The 23,645-nt window shown below is 36.1% G+C and carries 18 protein-coding genes; 11 read left to right on the top strand and 7 right to left on the bottom strand.

Features of this window, described 5'->3' with window-relative positions; all coding sequences use genetic code 11:
• Nucleotides 1-38: 38 nt before the first annotated feature.
• Together ABIZ51_08400 and ABIZ51_08395 are read right to left on the bottom strand one after the other, a co-directional pair.
• Complete coding sequence (locus tag ABIZ51_08400) at nucleotides 39-1,367, bottom strand: POTRA domain-containing protein (protein ID MEO7088795.1); 1,329 nt, start codon at nucleotides 1,365-1,367, stop codon at nucleotides 39-41.
• Between the two features lie 144 nt (nucleotides 1,368-1,511).
• Nucleotides 1,512-2,174, bottom strand: coding sequence for a CBS domain-containing protein (locus ABIZ51_08395; GenBank protein MEO7088794.1), 663 nt, complete (start codon nucleotides 2,172-2,174; stop codon nucleotides 1,512-1,514).
• A 106-nt stretch (nucleotides 2,175-2,280) separates the two neighbouring features.
• Here ABIZ51_08395 and ABIZ51_08390 point away from each other — a divergent pair, with 106 nt between their 5' ends.
• The gene (locus ABIZ51_08390; GenBank protein ID MEO7088793.1) at nucleotides 2,281-2,994 is read left to right on the top strand and encodes a pyridoxine 5'-phosphate synthase; all 714 of its coding nucleotides are present in this window, start codon (nucleotides 2,281-2,283) and stop codon (nucleotides 2,992-2,994) included.
• Between the two features lie 9 nt (nucleotides 2,995-3,003).
• A complete protein-coding gene (locus ABIZ51_08385) occupies nucleotides 3,004-3,780 on the top strand; it encodes an alpha/beta fold hydrolase (GenBank protein ID MEO7088792.1) in 777 nt (258 codons plus the stop codon).
• 41 nt (nucleotides 3,781-3,821) lie between these two features.
• Here the strand turns inward: ABIZ51_08385 and ABIZ51_08380 are convergent, their stop codons facing one another.
• Nucleotides 3,822-4,565 (bottom strand): aspartyl/asparaginyl beta-hydroxylase domain-containing protein, encoded by a 744-nt coding sequence (locus ABIZ51_08380; protein MEO7088791.1) that lies wholly within the window; start codon nucleotides 4,563-4,565, stop codon nucleotides 3,822-3,824.
• Nucleotides 4,566-4,722: 157 nt separating this feature from the next.
• Nucleotides 4,723-7,806: a PKD domain-containing protein gene (locus tag ABIZ51_08375; protein MEO7088790.1), complete on the bottom strand. Its 3,084-nt coding sequence runs from the start codon at nucleotides 7,804-7,806 to the stop codon at nucleotides 4,723-4,725.
• 196 nt (nucleotides 7,807-8,002) lie between these two features.
• On the opposite strand from ABIZ51_08375, the gene ABIZ51_08370 reads away from it, so the two are divergent.
• The 9 genes from ABIZ51_08370 to ABIZ51_08330 all read left to right on the top strand — a co-directional run bounded on the left by ABIZ51_08370 (nucleotide 8,003) and on the right by ABIZ51_08330 (nucleotide 17,503).
• Entirely contained in the window at nucleotides 8,003-9,238 is a 1,236-nt protein-coding gene (locus tag ABIZ51_08370) for a nucleoside recognition domain-containing protein (GenBank protein ID MEO7088789.1), read from the top strand.
• Nucleotides 9,239-9,395: 157 nt separating this feature from the next.
• Nucleotides 9,396-9,803, top strand: a complete 408-nt coding sequence (locus ABIZ51_08365) for a cobalamin B12-binding domain-containing protein (protein ID MEO7088788.1) — start codon at nucleotides 9,396-9,398, stop codon at nucleotides 9,801-9,803.
• 9 nt (nucleotides 9,804-9,812) lie between these two features.
• Nucleotides 9,813-10,592, top strand: coding sequence for an enoyl-CoA hydratase-related protein (locus ABIZ51_08360; protein MEO7088787.1), 780 nt, complete (start codon nucleotides 9,813-9,815; stop codon nucleotides 10,590-10,592).
• Nucleotides 10,593-10,639: 47 nt separating this feature from the next.
• On the top strand, nucleotides 10,640-12,118 hold the full coding sequence (locus ABIZ51_08355; GenBank protein MEO7088786.1) for an oligosaccharide flippase family protein: 1,479 nt from the start codon (nucleotides 10,640-10,642) through the stop codon (nucleotides 12,116-12,118).
• A gap of 10 nt (nucleotides 12,119-12,128) precedes the next feature.
• A complete protein-coding gene (dut, locus tag ABIZ51_08350; protein ID MEO7088785.1) occupies nucleotides 12,129-12,563 on the top strand; it encodes a dUTP diphosphatase in 435 nt (144 codons plus the stop codon).
• 40 nt (nucleotides 12,564-12,603) lie between these two features.
• Nucleotides 12,604-13,608, top strand: coding sequence for a sugar phosphate nucleotidyltransferase (locus ABIZ51_08345; protein ID MEO7088784.1), 1,005 nt, complete (start codon nucleotides 12,604-12,606; stop codon nucleotides 13,606-13,608).
• Nucleotides 13,609-13,625: 17 nt separating this feature from the next.
• A complete protein-coding gene (locus ABIZ51_08340) occupies nucleotides 13,626-15,413 on the top strand; it encodes a tetratricopeptide repeat protein (GenBank protein MEO7088783.1) in 1,788 nt (595 codons plus the stop codon).
• Nucleotides 15,406-16,272 (top strand): DUF4292 domain-containing protein, encoded by an 867-nt coding sequence (locus ABIZ51_08335; protein ID MEO7088782.1) that lies wholly within the window; start codon nucleotides 15,406-15,408, stop codon nucleotides 16,270-16,272. Before ABIZ51_08340 ends, ABIZ51_08335 begins: the two co-directional genes overlap by 8 nt.
• 22 nt (nucleotides 16,273-16,294) lie before the next feature.
• Nucleotides 16,295-17,503 (top strand): peptidoglycan DD-metalloendopeptidase family protein, encoded by a 1,209-nt coding sequence (locus ABIZ51_08330; protein ID MEO7088781.1) that lies wholly within the window; start codon nucleotides 16,295-16,297, stop codon nucleotides 17,501-17,503.
• A gap of 17 nt (nucleotides 17,504-17,520) precedes the next feature.
• Here ABIZ51_08330 and ABIZ51_08325 read toward each other — a convergent pair whose 3' ends face one another.
• Genes ABIZ51_08325 through ABIZ51_08315 form a run of 3 tightly spaced genes read right to left on the bottom strand, consistent with a single transcriptional unit; the run spans nucleotide 17,521 to nucleotide 23,579 of the window.
• Nucleotides 17,521-18,273 (bottom strand): response regulator, encoded by a 753-nt coding sequence (locus ABIZ51_08325; GenBank protein MEO7088780.1) that lies wholly within the window; start codon nucleotides 18,271-18,273, stop codon nucleotides 17,521-17,523.
• Nucleotides 18,266-22,081 carry a PAS domain S-box protein gene (locus tag ABIZ51_08320; GenBank protein MEO7088779.1) on the bottom strand — a complete coding sequence of 1,272 codons (3,816 nt, stop codon included), beginning with the start codon at nucleotides 22,079-22,081 and terminating at the stop codon, nucleotides 18,266-18,268. The genes ABIZ51_08325 and ABIZ51_08320 overlap by 8 nt, the downstream gene beginning before the upstream one ends.
• Entirely contained in the window at nucleotides 22,065-23,579 is a 1,515-nt protein-coding gene (locus ABIZ51_08315) for a hypothetical protein (protein MEO7088778.1), read from the bottom strand. Before ABIZ51_08315 ends, ABIZ51_08320 begins: the two co-directional genes overlap by 17 nt.
• Between the last annotated feature and the right edge of the window lie 66 nt (nucleotides 23,580-23,645).

The following is a 23,645-nucleotide window of genomic DNA, read 5'->3' as shown; positions in this document are numbered from 1 at the left end:
ATTAAAAATTGGTTTCAAAAAGTTATTTTTTTGAAGCTTTATAAAGGTGCTGTAAAATGCAGAAAGAATCCGCTTTGCATTTGTCTGTTTACTGAATATTCGATTCGAAAAACACCGTCGTAATACGTTGTTAAATCAAGCCCGACGCCGCTTCCGTAAATCCAAGAATTTGCTAAATTATTGTATAAAAAATTTTCATTGTCTTGCACATACGCAATGTCCGAAAAAATACTTGCGTACAATGCGTAATACGGTTTATTGAATTTTTCCCACTTCAAAAATTTAATTTTTTGAACCCTCGGTTTGATAATTTCATAACGCAATTCATTTTTCATCAATCCAAAATTTTGTCCGTTAATTACATAATATTCATATCCTCTTACGTAATCGTTGTATCCAAGCGCGCGTTCCACATAATACGGTTGCGCATTGTTGTCCGAAATTTTTCCTTTCAATTCCGATGCAAAATAAAAACGATTACTCAATTTCCAATATTTTCTAGCGGATGCTTCCACAAAAAGTACATCTAAATTAGTGTTTTGTAAAATACCCAAACCTAATTTTGTAATGCCGATTCCCAAATAATATCCTTTGAGCGGATACGGTTTAGAATCGCGGTGATCACACGTAAAAGCAGCGTACGCGGAAAAAAAATTCATGCTCGAAGTGTTCTCACTAAAATAATTAGTTGCCAATGTTTGCAAGCTATCTGCAATCGAACATTTGTTGTAACGCAACTCCGCAAAATAACGATTGTAAATTCCTTGCCGATTCGAATAATTGATACGTTCGTACAAATTGGTGCGCGCATAACCGTTTAAATCGTTGTAATATTCGAGCACATTATTTTTTGTGGCATAATCAATTTCGTGATTTCGCGCATATACCACGGCGAAACCGAGTCCACTATTTTGCTTTTTATTGATGTACGGAATGGAATAAAAAATGCCCAATTGTTGATCGTAACCATCCTGAATTCGAATGCCGATAGTTTGATTTAATCCGAGAAAATTATAACGCAATAAATTTATCCCGTAATTTATTTTGGATAAATCTTTGGTGAGCCACCAGGTATTAAAATTAGTTGCATCTACGCTCAAAATCGGCTCTGGCCAAGTGTACCAGCGTTCCGCTAAAGTTATAGTGATGTCGATTTTGTTTTCGCTTTCGCGAGATGTATCAATCGTTACAAAATTAAAAAGCGACGTATTCAATAAATTTTCTTTCGCATTATTTAGTGTTTGAAAAATTATTTTCTCGGAGAGCGTATCGCCTTCAGAAAAATTGAGTTCGCGCGTTACGACAGATCGTTTTGTTACTTTATTTCCAACAATATAAATCGCATTTATTACGACGTACTTTTGCACGTCCGAAAAATTATTCTTGGAAGAATCTATCGAAGAAAAAGGCACTGCGAAAATTTTTTTTTCAGTCGAATGAGTCGAAAAAAAAGAAGAAAAAAAGAAAGAAAAAAGAAAAATAAAATTCAGCAACATCGCATAAACAGGGAATTATATGTTGATATAATTCATAAATGAATCGAAGCGATCTTTCGTGTCTTCCAACAATCCGCTTTGATGAAAAGATGCTTTTATTCTATAATTATATCGCGTAAACGTTTGTAAAATCGCCGATAAATCTTGTTTATTAATTTTTAAGGTTAGGTCTAATTTCGTGGAATCTTTGTGTGTGGTAACGTAACTACTCAAAATTTTTGCGTTGTTTCCTTCCACCATTTGCGCAATGTGCGTCATCGAATAATCGTTTACATTCAGCTCCAGCACTACAATTCCTCCGGGTTCGCCAGCATCGGTAATTTCCGCAACGCTTTGTATTAATTTTTTTTGCGTAATGAGTCCGAGGTAATGCTCGTCCGTATCCAGCACGGGAATTAAGGAAACGTGCATCATTGCGATTGTTTTAATTACATCGTAAATATGCAAATGTCCGTACACAAACGGACGAATCAGCGATAATTTTTGTTTCCCAAATTGCTCATCAGGAGCGTTTAAATCCAAAATATCGGTTTCGGAAATCAAACCAATTAATTCGTTTTTATTGATAATCGGCAAATGCGATACTTTTAACTCGTCCATCCAGCCCAAGGCTTTCAGACCAGTATCTGTTAATTTTAAAGGAGGAACTTCGTCCGTTATGAGATCTTTCGCCAGCATTTTATTGTCTTCAAAAAATTAATTTTTCGCTTTCCCTTTTAATTATCAGCAAAAACACATCATACAAAGTTATGATTTTTTAGCTTTGCATAAAATTCTTCGCAAGATGACAAAACTGAGTGTAAACATAAATAAAATTGCTACGCTTCGCAATGCGCGCGGAGGAAACATTCCGGATGTATTAAAAGCGGCGGTAGACTGCGAACGTTTTGGTGCGGAAGGAATTACGGTGCATCCACGTCCAGACGAGCGCCACATCCGTTACAGCGACGCTTTGGCATTGAAACCTTTGTTGAAAACGGAATTTAATATTGAAGGGTATCCTACCAAAAAATTTATGGAATTGGTGTTGAAAATAAAACCCGCGCAAGTAACCTTGGTGCCGGATCCGCCCGAAGCCATTACATCTAACGCAGGTTGGAACATTCAAAAAAATAAAATTTTTCTGAAAGAAATTATTGGAGAACTGAAAAAAAATAAAATTCGCACTTCTATTTTTGTCGATACAGATTTGAAAAATTTGGAAAAGGTGCCTGAAACATTGGCTGACAGAATAGAATTGTACACAGAAGCATACGCTAAAAATTATTTTTCGGACAAGAAAAAAGCCGTAAGACCCTACGCAGATGCGGCAAAATTAGCACATCAATTAAAACTCGGAATAAATGCCGGACACGATTTGAGCTTGGAAAATTTAAAATATTTCGCACAAAACATTCCGCATTTAGCGGAAGTTTCCATCGGTCATGCGCTGATTGCAGACGCTTTGTATTTCGGATTGGAAAATACGATTCCGCTTTATTTGCGACTTTTAAAATAAATTTTTCAGATGAAATTATTTTTCAGAAAATATGGTCAAGGACAACCAATTATTATTCTTCACGGACTTTTCGGAGCATCGGATAATTGGCAAACGTTGGGAAAAAAATTGGCAGAAAATTACGAAGTGTATTTGGTGGATTTACGCAATCACGGACATTCTCCGCAAAGTGAAATTTGGAATTACGAAGTAATGAGTGCTGATTTATTGGAATTAATAAACGATGAAAAAATCCAAAATCCCATTGTAATTGGGCATTCTATGGGCGGAAAAGCAGCGATGTATTTTGCTTTGCAACATCCTGACAAAGTAAAAAAATTAGTGGTGATTGATATTTCACCGAAATTTTATGCGGTGCATCACCAACAAATTTTAGACGCATTACAAGCCGTTGATTTAGAAAAAATGACTTCGCGCAAGCAAGCCGAAGAAATTATTTCGAAATTTATTTCCGATGTTTCCACGAAACAATTTTTATTAAAAAACCTTTATTGGCGTGAAGATGCGCCTGATAAATTAGCTTGGCGTTTTAATTTGAATGTGATTGCGAAAAATATAAATGAAGTGGGAATGGAAACTCCTTTGCCGAAAAAACCTTTGGAAAATTTATCGACACTTTTTATTCGCGGCGAAAAATCACATTACATTTCGGAGAGTGATTTTGAGCTTGTGAAAAAATATTTTTTCGACGTTGAAATTAAAACAATTTCTGGTGCAGGACATTGGATTCATGCGGATCAACCGCAACAATCATACGATGTGTTAATAGCATTTTTTACTGCTTGAAAAATTATTTTTTCGGACTGTAAAAAATGCTTCTCATTGCATTAGAGCAAAGTGGAAGAGCGTTTCAACAAAGAGAAATAAAACAAAATCAATTTGCTCAACATCCACCAAAAAGGTTTTTGAATTATTTTTGGAAGCATTCGTAAAATACGAATTTTTAATGTGATAAATTGCCAGGATAAAATACCTAAAACGTTGGCACAAACAGCGCGCTTTTTAGCTGCAAATTCTGGTCGCATAACGTCAAATAAAATAATTACTCTTCGCTCAGAAGTATTGTTCCAAGCGCGGTGATAGGCAGCATCGTTAAACATCAATAATTTTCCCTCTTCCCAACTTCTATCCTCGTATCCTACATGAAATCCAATATCGGGCAAGGAAGTCGGAACAACCAATCCCAAATGGCAACGCATAATTGCGTTCGTATCTCCAAAATGGGGCTTTATTTCTGCATGTGGCTCCATTACACTTACGCCAACAGAAATAATATTTGGAATTTTTCGTAAAATTTTTAGTGTTTCCGGACAAGCGGCACAATTTTTTTTCGACACACAAATTCCCCAAGCATACAAACCAAATGTTTTCCATTTTTCGGGCGCATTCATCAAATCATTGGCAAAATAAGGATGTAAATTTTGAGGATCTTGCATGTATGCCAATACCTCGTTTTTTATAATGTGCCATGAAGCTTCTACGTCTTTCACCCAAGGAAAATCCGACACATCGTAAAATGTTTTGTCATTTTCAGAAATTCCGTCGAAAAACGGGTAAAAAATTTTATCCATACAGCTTACTCGAAAAGTGAAAATAGAATGTGTCAAATTTAGTATAAAACGCGATTTTATTTCCTTCCAAAAAGCACGTTTAAAAAAATAATTTTTCGGAGCATAAAAAATCCCGCATTTTTAGGTGCGGGATTTCTGACAAAATGAAGGAAATGTATCAATAGACAATTATCTTTTTAGCGCCCTGATTATTTGAATTACGAAGCGAAAGCATGTAAATGCCTTTTCCGAAACCTGCTAAATTAATTTGTTTGGAATACGTTCCGAGAAAATTTCCAAGATTTTCTTTGTAAACAATTTGTCCTACAACGTTGTGAATTTCAATTGTATAATCACTCATTTTATTCACTGTAAAGTGAAGCGTAAAATTTCCGTTATTCGGATTTGGGAAAACGGAGAATGAATTTTGAGTAATGTTTTCTTGTATTCCGGCATCAATAACGGTATCGGCAGGTGATGTAGCCGAGCATCCGAAAGGATTGGTAACAATAACTGTATAATGACCATTTGTTGTAAACGTATAGGTTTGATTTACTGCGCCGTTTAAAATGTGACCATTATAATACCATTGATAACTTAAACCTGTACTTGTACAAGTAAGGATATTTCCAGCTTGTGTGATACTTGGCACGGCAGGATCTGGATTAATTGTAATAACACTGTTTTTTGTGATAGAATCAGCGCCATTGCTATTGGATACTTTCAAAAAAACATTGTATGTTCCAGCGGTATTATATACCACCGAAGGATTTTGCAGAAGCGATGTTGGAGGTGTTCCTCCTGAAAATTGCCAAGTCCATGAAGTAGGATTTGGAGATGATTGATCTGTAAAATTAACCGTGTTTCCTGCACAACTTGTTGTGGCACTTTGTGTAAAAGCAGCCGTTGGTAAGGCTAAAGGATTGTATAAATTATTTTCCCAAATTCCTCTTCCGTATGTGGCTGCTCTGAGTTTAGAAGTTGGATAATAAATGGCTAATTGATCCACTTTTACATTTGGCAAGCCTGTAAAATAAGGCTGAAAAGAAGCAAGAGTGCTGTCTTTGTAATAAACACCAACATCGGTTCCTACATAAACACCATCAGGAGATCCGTTTTGATAGACCACACAGTTTACAGGTAAATTAGGCAATCCATTGGAAAGATTGGTCCAAGTAGCTCCGCCATCATTTGTCATGAAAACTTTATTTCCAGCTGAATATCCTGAAAAAGTTACCCATGCTTTGTTTGCGCTGGTTGGAGAAATAGAAACATACGTCATTGCTGCTGCTCCTGCAGGTAAGCCTAATGTAATAGTTGTCCAGCTTGTTCCACCGTTGATTGTTTTGTAAACTCCGGATTGTTTCACAACGTATAACACTTGCGAATTAGAAGGGGCAATGGCAAATTGTACCACATTGTCGCTTCCTGGAACTGTACCCATTTGCGACCAACTGTTCCCTAAGTTCGTAGATTTCCACATATTGACATATCCCACATAAATCGTATTAGATGTGTTTGGATCTTGCCACCAAGGCGTAACCCAAGCCCCTGTTTCGCTGGTAGGGATGTTTAATCCTTGCCAAGAAGCACCACCATTGGTTGTTTTATTTAAACTTCCGTTGTATTGTTCTCCAAACATGTTGTTGTCATTGGACCAATCAATAAAACATTTCATTCCATCTCCTCCCAAGGTTTCTCCCCAAGAGCCTCCGCTTAAAAAATTCGTCCCATTATCTTGCCAGCCACTGATAATAGTTCCAGCATTAGTAGCAGACATTCCAAGTCCGTACATTTCTCCTATTTGCAAATTATTACCAATATCATTCCATGTGTTTCCATCATCTGGAGTTTGAAATACGCCTCCATCACAACCTGTAAAAAGCGTTGTGCCATTCAGAAAGTTGAGATTGTGAATATCTGCATGAACGTAAGGAGCGCCGGTTCCTGTCCAATCAGCATTCAAATTCCAATTTACCCCACCATCTGTAGATTGCCAAATATTTACGCCTCCTACTGCTACTTCATTCGCATTTGTTGGCGATACCGCGATTGAAAGGGTATACCATCCTTGCCCTCCCATGTCGCTTCCATCATAATTAAAGCCGAGTAAATTAGGCGTTGAATTTGCATCTTGTGTCGTAAAAGTAGTACCGCCATTAGTAGAGCGATACATTCCGTAAAACCCATTATTCGTAATATCAGCAGCTACCACATATACATAATTAGCATTAGCGGGAGATACTGCCAAAGACATTCGAACCACAGCACCAGAGGAAGGCAAGCCAGATGTAATCCCCGTAAATGTGAGTCCGTTATTGGTCGAACGAACAAATGACTTGTCGCAGCCGTAAATGATCGTTGGATTTCCTGGTTGAAATTCCATTGATTTTACAGGAGTGGCGGTAACTTGTGTCCAGCTTCCTCCTCCGTTTGAACTTCGATAAATACCTTTACTTCCTCCTGCATAAATAATACTTGGATTACTCGGATTGATCAACAATCGATTAATAGTATATCCATTGCTTACGGGCCAATTCAATCCAGTTGTATTCCAAGTAGCTCCACCATCAGTTGATTTTAAAACTCCTGCGCTGTACGTATCGCTTGCATCGCCATCTCCAGTAGCAAGATATAATATTTGGTTATTGCTTGGGTCAATAGCGACATCGGATACTCCGATGACAGATAATTGATCCGTGTTTACTTCAGTCCAGGTACTCCCAGCGTCTGTTGATTTCCACAAACCACCCACAGGAGCACCAATGTATATAATACTTGTGTTAGTAGGATCAAAACGCACTACATTCACTCTCCCAACACCGCCATTAGCGGGTTCTTGAGTAGGTCCTAAAAATGTCCAAGAACTTGCAAAAGCAGCAGGTGTTTTTTTGGCACTTCGGTGAGATAAATATTCTTTAAATCGTTCCATGTTGGTGGAAGGCAAGGTAATATCTCCAGAAGGATAAACCCTTGGAGCCATAAAATATTCCCATGTTTTATAAACTTCGTAACCTGGTCTCTCATTTTCTCCTTCTGCTCCTTCGCCATCGTTTTGCTCTTTCAACATTTTTGATTTGGAAGCAGACTTATTAGCTGTTTTTTCCGATTCTTGCATATTCCAATTCGAAAATGCCTTTTGGGTTTCATAAAAATTAACGGAAGGATCATGCATTTTCTGAACCCAGTTATTTTGTTGTGCCATCAAGGCACTCCCAATCAATAAAGATGCAGTTACGGATAAAGTAATTTTATTTTTCATCGTATGAATTATGTTAGAGAACATCAAATTTGATATAAAAAGAAGAGATTTCCTAATTTTCAGGTGAAAAATATTTTGAGACGTTTTTCTCTTCTCGAAAAATTAATTTTTCGAGAAGAGAAAAATTGGACTAAAAAAGACTTCCAAAAAATATTTTTACATTTGAAAAAGATATTTTTTCAAATAAGCATTTTCGATGATTCTGAATTATATTTGGGTTGCCTTTTTTATCATCGCTTTCATTGTAGGTTTGGTGCGTTTAATTGTTTTTGGTGATGCTTCCGCATTTCCGAATATGTTGAACAGCACATTTGACTCTGCTAAAACAGCTTTTGATATTTCATTAGGCTTAACGGGTGCTATGTCGCTTTGGATGGGCATTATGAAGGTGGGCGAAAAAGCAGGAGCTATTAATTTTATTTCGCGCATTGTTGGACCGTTTTTTAATCGCTTGTTTCCAGAAATTCCGAAAAATCATCCCGCCATCGGAAGTATATTAATGAATCTTTCTGCCAATATGTTAGGACTTGGGAATGCCTCAACACCACTCGGATTAAAGGCAATGCAGAGCTTACAAGAATTAAATCCTAATAAAGATACTGCTTCCAATGCTCAAATTATGTTTTTGGTATTGAATACTGCCGGATTAACATTAATTCCTGTATCCATTATGGCATTCCGCGTTCAGCTTGGTGCCGCCAATCCTGCCGATATATTTATTCCCATTTTAATTGCCACTTATTTTGCGACACTTACCGGAATGATTTTGGTGAGTATCAAACAAAAAATAAATTTATTCGATAAAGTAATTCTCTCTTGGATTCTCGGAATTAGTGCTTGTATTGGAGGAGTTATCTATTATTTTACATCACTGTCGCAAGCAGATATTTCTCGTATTTCGAACATTGTCAGCGCTTTTATTTTATTCTCGATTATTGTTTCTTTTTTTTCGGTCGCTTTTTTTCGAAAAATAAGTGTCTATGAAACTTTTGTAGAAGGAGCAAAAGAAGGTTTTACAACTACCATAAAAGTTATTCCGTATTTGGTCGCGATGTTGGTGGCAATTGGCGTTTTCAGAGCTTCGGGAGCAATGGATATAATTATTTCAGGAACTGGGCATTTGTTTGCCGCAATGGGTTTTAATACTGATTTTGTTCCTGCATTGCCCACTGCTTTTATGAAACCACTTAGCGGAAGCGGTGCGCAGGCTGTGATGGTAGAGACGATGCACACCTACGGAGTCGATTCTTTTCCGGGACGATTATCCTGTGTTTTTCAAGGCTCTGCGGATACTACTCTTTATATTGTTGCTCTTTATTTTGGTTCTGTTGATATTAAAAAAACACGTTACGCAGTTCCCTTTGGTTTAATGACCGATTTGGCTGGAGCCATTGCCGCCATTTTTATAGCGTATTTGTTTTTTCACAAATAAAATTTCGTTAAAAAAAGTCTTCAAAAAAATAATTTTTCGAACGTGTTTTTTATCATTCAAAAATTAAAAATATTTTTTCAAAACATCAATTTCAATTCCTTTCATTCGCTTCCGTCTGTAAATAAATTCTATTTTTGTGCTATTCAAAAAATAAATTATGAAGCGACCTATACGAGTTTTAGTAGCCAAAGTAGGGCTTGACGGACACGATCGCGGAGCGAAAATAATTGCTTCCTTTTTGCGCGATGCTGGAATGGAAGTAATTTATACAGGTTTGCGCCAAACGCCTGAAATGGTTGTAAATGCTGCTTTACAGGAAGATGCGGATGCCATCGGAATTAGTATTTTGTCAGGAGCACACAACACTGTTTTTCCTAAAATCATAAAGTTGATGAAGGAAAAAAAGATGGACGATGTGTTACTCACCGGCGGCGGAATTATTCCGGATGCGGATATGAAAAAATTAAACGGACAAGGCGTTGGGCGACTGTTTCCGCCGGGAACAGATACCAAAGGAATTATTGCTTACATCACCGAATGGGTGGAAAAAAATAGAAATTTCTAAATCAAAAATATGAGCTTCGAAAATCTTTTAACGAAAACAGAAAACGGTATTTTTACGATTACGATTAATCGTCCAGATAAATTAAATGCCCTCAATAAAAAAACAGTGCAAGAAATTGGCGAAGCAATCAAAAATGCGATTGCCGATAATCTGGTAAAGGCTATTATTATTACTGGTTCTGGTGCAAAATCATTTGTTGCTGGCGCTGATATTTCTGAATTTGTCGGACTTTCTGTTGAACAAGGAAAAGCCTTAGCACAAGCCGGACATGATGTTTTTAGAAGTATTGAAACTTCTCCGAAACCAGTTATCTCTGCCGTAAACGGATTTGCTTTAGGCGGAGGTTGCGAACTCGCAATGGCTTGTCATTTGCGCGTTGCAAGCGAAAATGCAAAATTCGGACAGCCGGAAGTAAACCTCGGATTGATTGCTGGTTACGGTGGAACGCAGCGTTTGGTGCAGCTTATCGGAAAAGCAAAAGCGTTTGAATTGCATGCTACTGCAGATATGATTACTGCGGAACAAGCACTACAATTGGGTTTGGTAAATCATGTAACAACGGTTGAACAACTTATTCCGAAGTGTATTGAAATTATCGAGAAGATAGAAAGCAAATCACCGAAAGCAATTACAGGTGTTATCAATGCGATAAATGCTTATTTCGAAAATGGAACAGATGGTTTTCAAACAGAAATAAATGAGTTCGGAAAATGTTTTGGTACAGAAGATTTTAAAGAAGGTACGAGCGCATTTTTAGAAAAAAGAAAAGCTAATTTTACAGGAAAATAATTTTTCAGACACCTATTTTTTACCTGAAAAAAACTTGAAAACAATCGTTGAATCCACTTAAAAAACTTGCCGGAGAAACTGCTATTTACGGACTTCCAACCATCGTTGGACGTTTGCTGAATTACCTCCTTGTTCCGCTTTACACTTACACGTTTACTACGCACGATTACGGTACTATGACCGAGATGTACGCCTACTCGTCTTTTTTGATGATCGTGCTAACGTACGGCATGGAAACGGCTCTTTTTAATTTTTGTCGCAACGAACCGAACAAAGAAAAAGTTTACGGAACAGCCATTGTTTCACTCTTAATTTCGTCTTTCGCATTTATTTTTTTACTTTGTTTTTTTAGGCAAAACATTGCAGATTTAATTCGTTATCCGAAACACCCCGAATACATTGTTTGGTTTGCTTTTATTTTAGGTTTTGATTCGATTACATCCATCGCTTTTGCGAAACTGCGCGAACAACACAAAGCCAAAACATTTGCATGGATGAAAATTGCAAATATTGCCATCAACATCGGATTTAATTTTTTCTTTATCGCCTTTTGTAGCAAGGTATATAAGAATCCGGAATCTATTTTTTACCTTTTTGTGAATTCATTTTACGATCCGAATATTGGTATTGGATATGCATTTATTGCCGGACTTTTTGCCAGCGTGGCTACACTTTTATTATTGATTCCCGGAATTTTAAAAACAGGATTTCAATTTGACAAAGTGCTTTGGAAAAGGATGATGGTTTACGCCTCGCCTTTATTGATAGCCGGTTTGGCGGGCATGATCAATGAAACGTTCGACCGGATTATTTTAAAATATTTACTTCCTTCCAATATCGGAGAAGCGCAAATCGGGATTTATGGCGCGTGTTATAAAATTTCCATCATACTTACCATTTTCACACAAACCTTTCGTTATGCGGCAGAGCCGTTTTTTTTCTCGCAAGCAAAAGAGGAAAATGCCAAAGATTTGTATGCCAACATCATGAATTATTTTGTAATTATTTGTTGCGCAATATTTCTGGGAACCTTGCTCAATCTCTCCTGGATTCAGTATTTTATCGGAAAAAGTTTTCGGGTCGGTTTATTTGTCGTTCCTATTTTGTTGCTCGCTAATTTATGTTTGGGTGTTTTTTTCAATCTATCTATTTGGTACAAACTCACGCACAAAACGCATTACGGAGCATACCTCACTTTATTCGGCGCCGCCATTACCTTATTCATTAATTTTATGTGGATTCCGAAATATGGATACCTCGCTTCGGCTTGGGCAACGCTTATTTGCTACGCATCCATGATGGTTGTTTCGTATTTTGTCGGAAATAAACATTACCCTGTTAATTATGATTTAAAAAGGTTTTTAGGATACCTCGGTTTATCCGTAGCTTTGTACTTTTTGAGTTTGCATTTGAATGCAAATTCAGCTTTTTTAAAATTGCTCGAAAATAATTTTTTATTGTTGATTTTTATCGCGACAGTCTACGTTTTTGAGAAACCAAAATGGACTCGAAAAAATATTTTTTGAAACTGATTTTATGAACGTGAAAATTATCAATAAATCGAAACATCCTTTGCCCAATTACGCTACAGAATTATCTGCGGGTGTTGATTTGCGTGCTAATCTAGAACAACCGGTTGAATTAAAGCCCTTGGAAAGAATCTTAATTCCCACCGGATTATTCATCGAATTACCAAAAGGAACAGAAGCCCAAATCCGTCCGCGCAGCGGCTTAGCATTTAAAAATGGAATTACAGTTTTAAACAGCCCGGGAACAATTGATGCAGATTATCGCGGCGAATTAAAAGTATTATTGGTGAATTTATCTTCCGAAAAATTTACGATAAACGATGGTGAGCGCATTGCACAAATGGTGATTGCAAAACACGAACAAGCGGAATGGTTAGAAGTAAAAGAATTACTCGAAACAGAGCGAGGAGCTGGCGGATTTGGGCATACAGGAACAAAGTAAAAAAATATTTTTTCTAAACGATAAATTTGAAAAGCGAATTATGAAGATAATTATTCCTATGGCGGGAATGGGAAAACGGATGCGCCCGCATACACTGACCACGCCAAAACCATTGATTCCGATTGCAGGAAAACCAATGGTGCAGCATATCGTAGAAGACATCACAAAAGTATGCGATGAAAAAGTAGACGAAATCGCCTTTGTTATCGGTCGTTTTGGAAAAGAAGCAGAAAATAATTTATTGAAAGTAGCGGAAAGTTTAGGCGCTAAAGGTTCTATTTTTTATCAAGATGAACCGCTCGGTACTGCGCATGCTATTTTATGTGCAAAAAATTGTTTAACCGGGAAAGTTACCATTGCCTTTGCCGACACGCTTTTTAAGGCTGATTTTAAAATGGATTCATCAAACGAAGGAATTATTTGGGTTCAAAAAATTGAAGATCCGCGCGCTTTTGGAGTGGTAAAAGTAAATGCTCAAAATGTGATTACGGATTTTGTGGAAAAGCCGCAAACATTTGTTTCTGACCTTGCTATTATTGGAATTTATTATTTTCAAGATGGTGCGTATTTGAGAAAAGAATTAGAATATTTGATTGATAATAACATCAAAGAAAAAGGAGAATACCAATTGACGAATGCCTTGGAAAACATGAAAGCGAAAGGCACAAAATTCGCTCCCGGAAAAGTGACAGAATGGTTGGATTGTGGAAATAAAGATGCGACGGTTTACACCAATCAACGTGTGTTGGAATATACAAAAGGCAATGTGAATGCGCGAATGCTTCATGCAGAATCGAAAAATGTACAAATTATCGAACCTTGCTTTATCGGAAAAAATGTAAAAATTATAGATTCCATAATTGGTCCACACGCTTCTATTGGAGAGAATTCCATCATCGAAAATTCGAAAATTAAAAATAGTATTCTGCAAACAAATTGTAAAATAAAGGATGCAGAAATTACCAATTCGATGTTTGGAAATTTTACGGAATATACTGGAAAGACAAGCAATGCGAGTATCGGAGATTACAGTACACATCATTGAAAAAATATTTTTTTTAAATGAAAAAAATTCGCATCACGTATTTAGAAAATAAATTTTCGAGCCTTCGAAAAATTATTTTTTTGAGCATGATTTTTTTCGTGCTAAATGCGTGTTCTGTTTTTCATCACAATGCAAAATCATCAACAACTACGAATGTTTCGAGCAAAAAATCGGACGACTCAAAAGTAGATATCATGTATTATTATTACAATGCATGCAAAGAAAAAATGTTGGGAAATTACGACATGGCGATTACGCTTTTTTCCAAATGTTTGAGTTTAGATCCTTCTAATTATGCGGCAGACTACGAGATTGCGGGTATTTATCATTTTCAAAAAGATGTGGACAAAGCGATGATGTATGCGAAACCTGCAGCATTGGGAAATCCTAAAAACCCTTGGTATCAATTACTTTACGGAGATTGCTTGAGCGATAAGAAACAATATAATGATTTGGTAAATTTATATCAGCAAATGGTGAAAAATTTTCCGACGCGAGAAGATTTTTATCTCGCTTTGGCGGATGCGCAAATGTTAGCAAACAAGCCCAATGACGCGATTAAAACGTACGATCGCATTGAAGCAATGAAAGGTGTTCAAGAAACCACTTCGCTCGAAAAAGTAAAAATTTATGAAAAACAAAATCATCTTTCGGATGCAGAAAAAGAATTGAAAAAATTAATTAATGCGTATCCCAATGAAAGCCGCTATTATGGCTTGCTCGGAAATATTTATTTGGAAGAAGGACAGAAAGAAAAAGCCTTCGATATGTATCAACAAATTTTAAAAATTGATCCGCAAAATGCTTTCGCGCATTTGTCTTTGGCAGATTATTATCGTGGTGCGAATCAAGATGACAAATCGTATGACGAATTAAAACAAGCGTTCGAAAATCCGAATTTAGATATTGATACCAAAGTGAAAATTTTACTTTCCTATTATACACTTTCCGACACACATCCTGAATATAAAAAACAAGCAATGACTTTGTGCGAAATACTTGTAAGAGTGCATCCTTCAGAAGCAAAAGCATATTCGATGTATGGCGATTTTTTGTATCGTGATGGCAGTAAAAAAGACGCGCGCAGTGCCTATCGAAAAGCTATTCAGATAGACAGTAGCAAATTTGTGCTGTGGAATCAAGTAATTATTATTGATTCAGAATTACCTGATTATCCGGCTTTGTTGAAGGAAAGCAATCAAACAATTGATTTGTTTCCGAGCCAGCCTTTGCCGTATTTATTAAATGGAATCGCAGAAATTCAAGCGCATAACGATAGCGCGGCACTTTCTATTTTGCAACAAGGCGTGGAGTATTCTGTATTGTCAGATGATAAAGGAATGACGGCGCAATTTTATTCCAATATTGGAGATGAAGCATTCAAATTAAAAAAATATCAAACGTGTTTTGATGCATTTGATAAATCGCTGGATGCCGATTCTACCAACGGTTTCGTGTTAAACAATTACAGTTATTATCTTTCATTACAAGGAAAAAACCTTCCGAAAGCAGAAGAAATGGCAAAACGCGCGAATCTTTTAGACAGCGCGAATAGCTCTTTTCAGGATACGTACGCGTGGATTTTTTACAAAGCAGGAGATTATGTAAATGCAAAAAAATGGGCAGAAAAAGCGATTAGCGATGGAGGAAATAATAACACGGTTATTTTAGAACATTACGGAGATATTCTTTTTAAAACAGGCGATACAGAAGGTGCATTAAAGTATTGGTCGGAAGCAAAAAAGCACGGAAAAGGCTCTGAGTTTTTAGATAAAAAAATTGCCGATAAAAAATTGTATGAGTAAAAAATCAGTTCAAAAAAATATTTTTTCAAACGTTCGGAAAGGTATATCTGTAGCGGGGATAATCCTGTTTGTTAGTTCTTGTAAAACGACGAAACCTGTTACCGAAAAAAAAATTTCCTTGCAGCACGAATCAGCAAAATTGTTGCTTTCCAATCTTCAAAAAAATGAATTCAATTACAATTGGCTTTCCGCAAAAATAGGTGTGGATGTGGCGATTGACAGCAGCAGCAATTCGTTTAATGTATCCATGCGCTCGAAAAAAGACAGCGTAATTTGGATGTCTATTTCGCCTGCTCTTGGCATCGAAGTAGCGCGCGTAATCATCACGAAAGATTCCATTAAATTTATGGATCGAATTCACCATACGTATTTTAAAGGCAATTACAGTTACGTGGATAGTTTGTTGCAAACCGAATTGGATTTTGAAATGTTACAATCTATGATGGTGGGCAATAGTGTGGCTTTTTACGAAGACGAAACGAAATTAAAATCTTCCGTTTCCAAATCTGGAAATTACATTTTGAGCACCATTCGAAAGAGAAAAGTAAGAAAAGTGTTGGAAAAAAACAAAGAGTTAAAAGACCCTGTAGAAATTATTTTTTTAGATCCTGTTCTGTATAAAATTACGCGTATCGTAATCAAAGATTTTGATAAAAACCGAACGTTTGATGCCAAATTCAGCGACTTTGAAAAACAAGATTCGTTGCTGTTTCCGCGCAAAGCGAATTTCGATATTAAAGCCGAAAAGCACATTTCTATTTTACTCGATTATTCGAGGATAAATACAAATGAAAAGACAATGAACGTACCTTTTTCCATTCCTCAGAAATACGAAGAAATTGATTACAAGAAAAATTAACATACGGTATTTAATTTTTTTTATGGCCTGCTTGTTTATACATGCAGACAAGGCTTTCGCGCAGAAATCGAAGAAAAAAGATTTAGAAAATAAAAAGAAAAGCTTACTGAAAGAAATTGCATATACCAATCAATTGTTGAGTGAGACAAAAAATAATAAGCGCATTTCCTTATATCAATTGGTTTCTCTCAATAAAAAAATAAGCACACGCGAAGAATTAATTGAAACGATTAACAATGAAATTGATTTATTGGAAAATCAAATCGGGAGTAATAAAGATTCGATACAAACCCTTACCGTATCACTCCAACAGCTCAAAGAAGAATATGCGAAAATGATCTATTTCGCTTGGAAAAACCAAGATGCATATAGCCGAATGATGTACGTTTTTGCTTCGAAAGATTTTAATCAAGCTTACATGCGATTAAAATATTTACAGCAATACAGCGAATATCGCCACAAACAGGCTTTAATGATTGAACAAACCGAGCAAGAATTAAATGACAAAGTGCAACAATTACAACAAAAAAAATCTGATAAGAAAGATTTATTATCCAACCAGATTTCTGAAAAACAAAATTTAACTGGTGAAAAAACCGAGCAAGAACAAGTGTTTGGAGAGTTAGAACAAAAAGAAAAACAGTTGAAAAAAGATTTGTCGAAAAAACAAGAAGACGCAGAAAAATTGCAAAAGGCAATTCAAAAAATTATTGAAGATGAAATTGAAAGAGAAAGAGCGAAGGCGAAAAAAAACAACAAGCCTTCTCCCAAAGGATTGGTATTAACGCCAGAAGCGCAAAAATTGTCGAATTCATTTGCGAGTAATAAAGGAAAATTGCCTTGGCCTGTGGTAAAAGGAATTATTGTGAGTACCTACGGCGTACATCCGCATCCGTTGTTAAAAGGCGTTACCATTTCGAATAACGGTATTGATATTGCTACCAATAAAGGAGCCTTGGCACGCGCTGTTTTTGATGGAGAAGTAACGGCAGTGGGTGATATTCCGGCTGCCGGGCAATTTATCATTATTCGCCATGGAGAATATCTGAGCGTGTACGCGAATTTGAAAGACGTGTTTGTAAAAACAGGCGATAACGTGAAAACAAAACAAAGTATCGGTACTGTTATTTACGATGACAGCGATTCAAAAACGGAATTGCATCTCGAAATTTGGAAAGGTCAAACCCGCATGGATCCTTCAGAATGGATTTATGACGCGTCGCCAAATTAAGCTAAAAGCCCACTTCTCTAAATTAAATTCAATCGTTTTGCTAATTCTTCTTTGTAGGAGCCGCCGACAGGAATTTCCTTTTTGTTGTCTTCCATAATCACATTGTAATGATCGATGGCAACAATTTTATCGATTCGCACAATAAACGAGCGGTGTACGCGAATAAATTCGGATGGAGAGAATTTTTTTTCGATATCTTTCATCGTAGAATGAATAGTGTAACGGTTGTTGGAAGTGTTGATAACCACGTAATCTTTCAAGGCTTCAATATAATAAACTTCTTCCGTACGAAGCTTTATTAAACGCGAATTTGATTTCACAAAAATAACATCTTGTGTATCTTTATTTTCGACGATGGAATACAAAAAATCGCGTTCTTTTTTAACGTCTTTTATTTTTTCGTTACGATACAAAGCCAGCTCAATGGAGGTATATAAATCAATTTCTTTGAAGGGCTTGATGATATATCCGTAAGGTTCAGAAATTTTTGCTTTACTGAGCGTGCTTTCGTCGGCATAAGCCGTTAAAAAGATCACGGGAATATTGGAAGTGGCACGAATGTGATTTGCCGCGTCAATTCCGCTCATTTCACCTTTCAACATAATGTCCATGAAAACCAAATCGGGCATTTTTTCTTCCACTTGTTTAATGGCGTCCTCTCCAGAAGCAGCAATTCCAACTACATTATAACCCAATTTTTTTAAACTTTGTTGAAGGTCTTTTGCAACAATGCTTTCGTCCTCAACGATAAAAATGTTTGTTTTACCCATTTTTTTTGGTTTTTTGATTGAACTCTATACTGAAACGTGTGCCATTATTGACTTCCTGCGTTATAGTGCCGCTCAACTGTTCTGTTAATGTAACCACCAATTGCAAACCCAACGATTCGGTGTTTTTATAATCCACTGCTTTCGGAAAACCGACCCCATTATCAATGACTGACAACGTTATTCTTTCGTTTTTTTCCTTCAATTCAATGGTTATTTTTCCGCTTGCCCGATCTTTAAATGCGTATTTCAATGCGTTAGTCATCAATTCATTTACAATCAATCCGCAAGGTATTGCGAGGTCTAAATTAATAAAAATATTTTCTATCTCGAGATTCAATTCTATCGGACATCTATTCGTGGCATAAGAATACACTAAATTTTCGGCCAACGTAATCAAATATTCCGAAAATTTAATATTTGCAAAATCGTTGGTACGATATAGGTTTTCATGAATATACGCCATCGATTTTATTCGATTCTGGCTCTCTTTTAAAAGATCTAAAATAGCGGGATCTTTCGCAGAAGAAGATTGCAAATTGAGAATGCTGGAAATCACTTGCAAATTGTTTTTTACACGGTGATGCACTTCTTTTAACAACACTTCTTTCTCTTGCAAAGAATGTCCGATTTGTATTTCGTTTTCCTTTTTTTCCGTTATGTCGTGTGCGATATACGAAACCTCTTCAATTTTTCCGTCTGGTAAAACAATCGGATCGAGCGAGATCTCAAACCATTTAACTTGTCCGTCTTGTCCTACAACTTTCTGTTCGTATTGTTGCGAAATACCGCTCAACGCGATTTGATGCGATAGCGTCGCTTGATCTAAAAATTGTTTCGAAATACTTTTTTCCTTCGAGGATGAAATAAATAAGCGCGAACCCACTTTCGGGCTTCCGCCATAAGCAAACTCGGTAATTTGGCGATAATTATCGTTGTACGAAGTTAAAATCCCGTCTCTGCTAACAGTATAAATTAAATGAGAAGAGTTTTGAAAAATAGCATTTATTTTTGCAGATTTTGTGATCAATTCTTTTTCATTTTCGCGCTTTTCCGTTACATCTTCAATCACACTCAAAAAATACATCGGTGAACCATCGATATCTTTTATCGCAGATCCGGTAACTTCAACAAAAACATTTTTTCCGCTTTTATGAATGTATCTTTTTTCGAGTCTTGTTTTATCCGTTTTTCCGGAAATTTTTTCTGTAAATGATTCTTTTGTTTTTTGCACATCTTCTGGATGTGTATATTCGAGAACACTTTTTCCAACAAATTCTTCCTGAGTAAAGCCAAGCATTCCCGAGAGATAATGATTCACTTGCAAAAATTTTCCTTTCAAGTCGGTACGTGCAATTCCAATATGCGCTTGGTCGTAAATAGCGCGGTATTTTTCTTCGCTTTTTTGTAGTTCTTGCTGTATTTTTTTTCGTACAGCTATTTCCCTTTCTAATTTTTCTTTTTGCTCTTCTGCCACCTGCGCCCGCAATTGTTCTTTTAAAAAGTTTTTTTCAATTGTAGTATCGTGTACTACCACTTGTATGGCATTTTCTCCATTGTATTTAATGGGCATCGCCTTAATTTCTAATTCTATTTTATTCCCTTTTAACGTAGTTGCTTTTACTTCATAAAAAGGCATCAGTTGTCCTTTTTTCGTTTGTTTTATTCGATCAATGGCAAGGGTATGATATTCTGGCAATAAAAATTTTAAAACAAGCTGCTCACTTACCTGCTCAAAGTTATCTGCTTCTATTATTCGAAGTGCACTTGGATTGGCAAATTTTACTTTTCCATCCACATGAATAAAAACGCCATCGGGCGAATAGTCTACTAAGCTCTTATAATTTGCTCTACTTTGCTTCAACTCATTTTCGTATTTCTGGCTTTCGGTAACGTCTGTTACTGCCGACATGCGCACTTCCAATCCATTATACGGGATTTTTCGCGAATGCACTTCCATCAAAAATTTTGTACCATCTACTTTTAAACACCAACACCTGTATAGACCAGAAATATTATTTGCAATTCTTTCTTTGACAATATTTTTACTTTCTGGAGCAATTAAAGACAGGCAACTTATGCCGATTATTTCCGAAGCCGCCTTCATCCCATACATGTGGGCGTATTGGTCGTTTGAGTCAATAATAACACCATCATTATCAATAATAGCGATCCCTTCATTGGTGGCTTTTGAAAGCAGCTTGAACCGAGATTCGCTTTCACGCAAAGCGATTTCCGCTAATCTTTTCTCTGTAATATCTTCGCCCGAAGAAATCATCGCAATTGGCTTTTTGTCGTCATCAAAAAGAATCGAATCTTTCCAGGCTATCCTTCTTTTCTTACCGCTTTTTGTGAGAATTTCGTTTTCAACTTGGAAAATAGTTGAGTCCGTTGCAAAACGTTTCAAAAAATTATTTTTCCTCTTTTTTGATTCTACTTTCGGAACAAAATGTTCGTACCAATTTTTTCCGATAATTTCTTCTTCTTTATAACCAAGTACTTCGCAGCCTTTCTGATTGACCAACAACACGTTCTGATTCGCATCTAAAGCCACCAATAATATGCCAGCAACATCCAAATAATGTTTTAATTTGTCTTTTTCGCGCACTATTTCTTGAGATGCTTTTGCTTGCTCTGTTACATCTCGCATTATCCCAAAATTGCCGATGTGTTTTCCTTTCGCATCTACTTGCGGGAAAATACGCTCTTCAATCCATTTGTATTCTTTCCACGATTTTAATTTATAGCGATACCTTTCTACCTGCGGCTCCTTTTCTTTTTTTATTTTTTTTGATGCCGCCAACATGCGCGCCACATCTTCCGGATGGCAATCCTCTAATAATTTATAGCCCGATTTTAAATACTCTTTTACCGTAAGTCCCATTAATTTTTCAGATTGGCTCCCTACATATTTTGGTTGTGGAAGTCCTTTTTCATCGTACTCAAAATAATAAACAAATTCATCTATTTTTTCGAGTACTTGCGAAAAATTTTTTTCAGATTCAATCAATAAATTTTTGGTTCGGATTGTTTCTGTAACATCATTTATAGTCGTTAAATCACAAACTTCTCCATTCATATAAATCGAAGTAGTACTGATTTCAACATCAATTATTTTTCCGTCCTTTTTTAGGTGTTTCCACAGTCCGTGATACCTAACATTTGAGGTGTCTTTTTGATTCTTTTTTTCGTGCTCAACTAATTTTTTTGCTTCCTCTTTCGGACGAATGTCTTTGATTGTTTTTGATAAAAATTCTTTTTCCGAATAACCGTATTTTTTTATCGCCGCATCGTTCACTTGCAGTATTTTGTGTGTGTTTCTGGAATACACAAACATAGGCACTGGACTTACTTTGAATAAAAGTCGGTATTCTTCTTCGCTTTTTTTAAGTGCTTGTTCGTATTTTTTTTGACTTGTAATATCTCTAATTGCCGTTACTCGAGCCTGTCTTCCTTCATAAATTATTTTCCTTCCTATCAATTCGGCATTAAATGTTGTGCCGTTTTCCCTCAACATTTCAGCTTCGTATTTATCTTCGCTGTCCTGTTTTACTTTTTCAAAAACAATTTTTTTCGATTCAGTAGTAACGTACGCTATTATTGATTTTCCAATCGGACTTGTTTTGTAGCCAAATAATTTTTTCAGCATTGGATTCGTTGCTAAAATAATTCCTTTTCTGTGAACAACAACGCCATCGAAAGAGGCTTCCGCCAATTTGTCAAACAAATTATCTTCCACAAAGGATCCTCCACCGAAAATTTTATTTTTTGGTGTAGGTTGCGAAATTTTTTTCTTATTCGTTTTCGGCATCTTGTTGAGTTGGTTTTACTTTTACGCCATCAAATTTTATTTCCACTCCATTTTTGTAAAGGATGGTCAAGTAAACTTGTCCGTCGTCCGAATAATATTTCCATTCTCCTTCTTTATTTCCCATCACGTATTTTCCTTCTTCTTTTACTTTTCCATTGTGATAATAATATGTGTGTTTTCCATCCGGATTTCCATCTACAAAATTACCTTCGAAACGCAATTTTCCATTCTCGTTGTAATAATATTTCCAGATTCCGTCTCTATTTCCGGCTTTATAATTTCCCTCTTCACGATAATCGCCTAACTGATAAAACCAAGCACCTTCTTTGTTTCCTTCGATAAATTCGCCTTTGGTAATTACTTTGTTGCTGTCGTCGTATTCCACCATTGGCCCGTCTTCCAAGCCGTTCAAATAGTTTTCATCTCGCAATATATTTCCGGTATTGTAAAACCATTTCCAATCGCCTTCTTCTTTTCCTTTTTTATCGTATTTCCCTTGCTCCATAATTTTTCCATTTTCATAATAAAAAATCCAGCTTCCCTCGCGCATATCGTTTACATATTTTCCTGTTGATTTTATTTTTTGATCTTCGTAATATTCTTTCCAGTCGCCTTGTTTAAATCCGTTTTCGTTACAAATTCCTTCTCCCATTAAAATACCATCTTTGTATATTTTGGATACGATTATTTTTCCGTCTTCTCCATAAAATGTGTGGATTCCTTCCGGCAAATTACTTTTGTAGCCTCCTGTTTCTTCTACTTTTCCATCTTTGTAATAAACCGTTCTTTCGTCTAATTTTGTCAGTTCCGGCACATTGTGTTGTTCCGCATCGTCTATATATTCCGTTGTGTTTTCCAAACTTCCATCTTGCGAATATTCTTTAAAAAATCCATTTTTTTTACCTTCTAAATAAGTGCCCTCTGTTTTCGTATTTCCGTTGGCATAAAAGGTTTTCCAAACTCCATCTTTCAAATTATTTTTATCTCTACGATTTATTTTTTCTCTACTTTTTATAAATCCTGCTTTGTATTCTACTAAAGAGATAATAGTTGAATCTTCCGCAAATTCGTAAGACATTCCGCTTTCAGCACCATCCAAAAAATTAATTTTTTCATGCACCTTTCCGTCTTTGTAATACGTGTAACTTTCACCTTGTTTTACGTCATTCACATAATTTTCTCGTGCCGATAAAACCGATTTTGTGCTGTCTGTCACGTACGTATTTTTAAATCCGTTCTTTTTTCCTTTCGAATAATTGTATTCGAGTTGCAACAATCCTTTATCGTTGTAAAATTGCCATGTGCTGTCCAACAGAAAATTTTTACGATTTCCTTGTGATTTTATTTGCCCGTTTTGATAAAATGTTTTCCAATATCCATCGGGTTTTCCGTCCAATATAGTTCCTTCGCTGGAAATAGCTCCATTGGCGTAATAATATTTTTGATATCCATTTTGTACTTGTTTTTCATCTTGCGAAAATGCACTCGAAAAAATCAAACAAAATAGTCCTAAAAATAAAATTTTCTTTCTTAAAAAGACATTCATAAAAAATAATTTTTCAAA

This window comes from Bacteroidia bacterium (genome assembly GCA_039924845.1).
In the GTDB taxonomy this organism is placed as follows: domain Bacteria; phylum Bacteroidota; class Bacteroidia; order DATLTG01; family DATLTG01; genus DATLTG01.
Note: the sequence above shows the minus strand (reverse complement) of the source record. Positions and strands in the feature narration are given on the sequence as shown.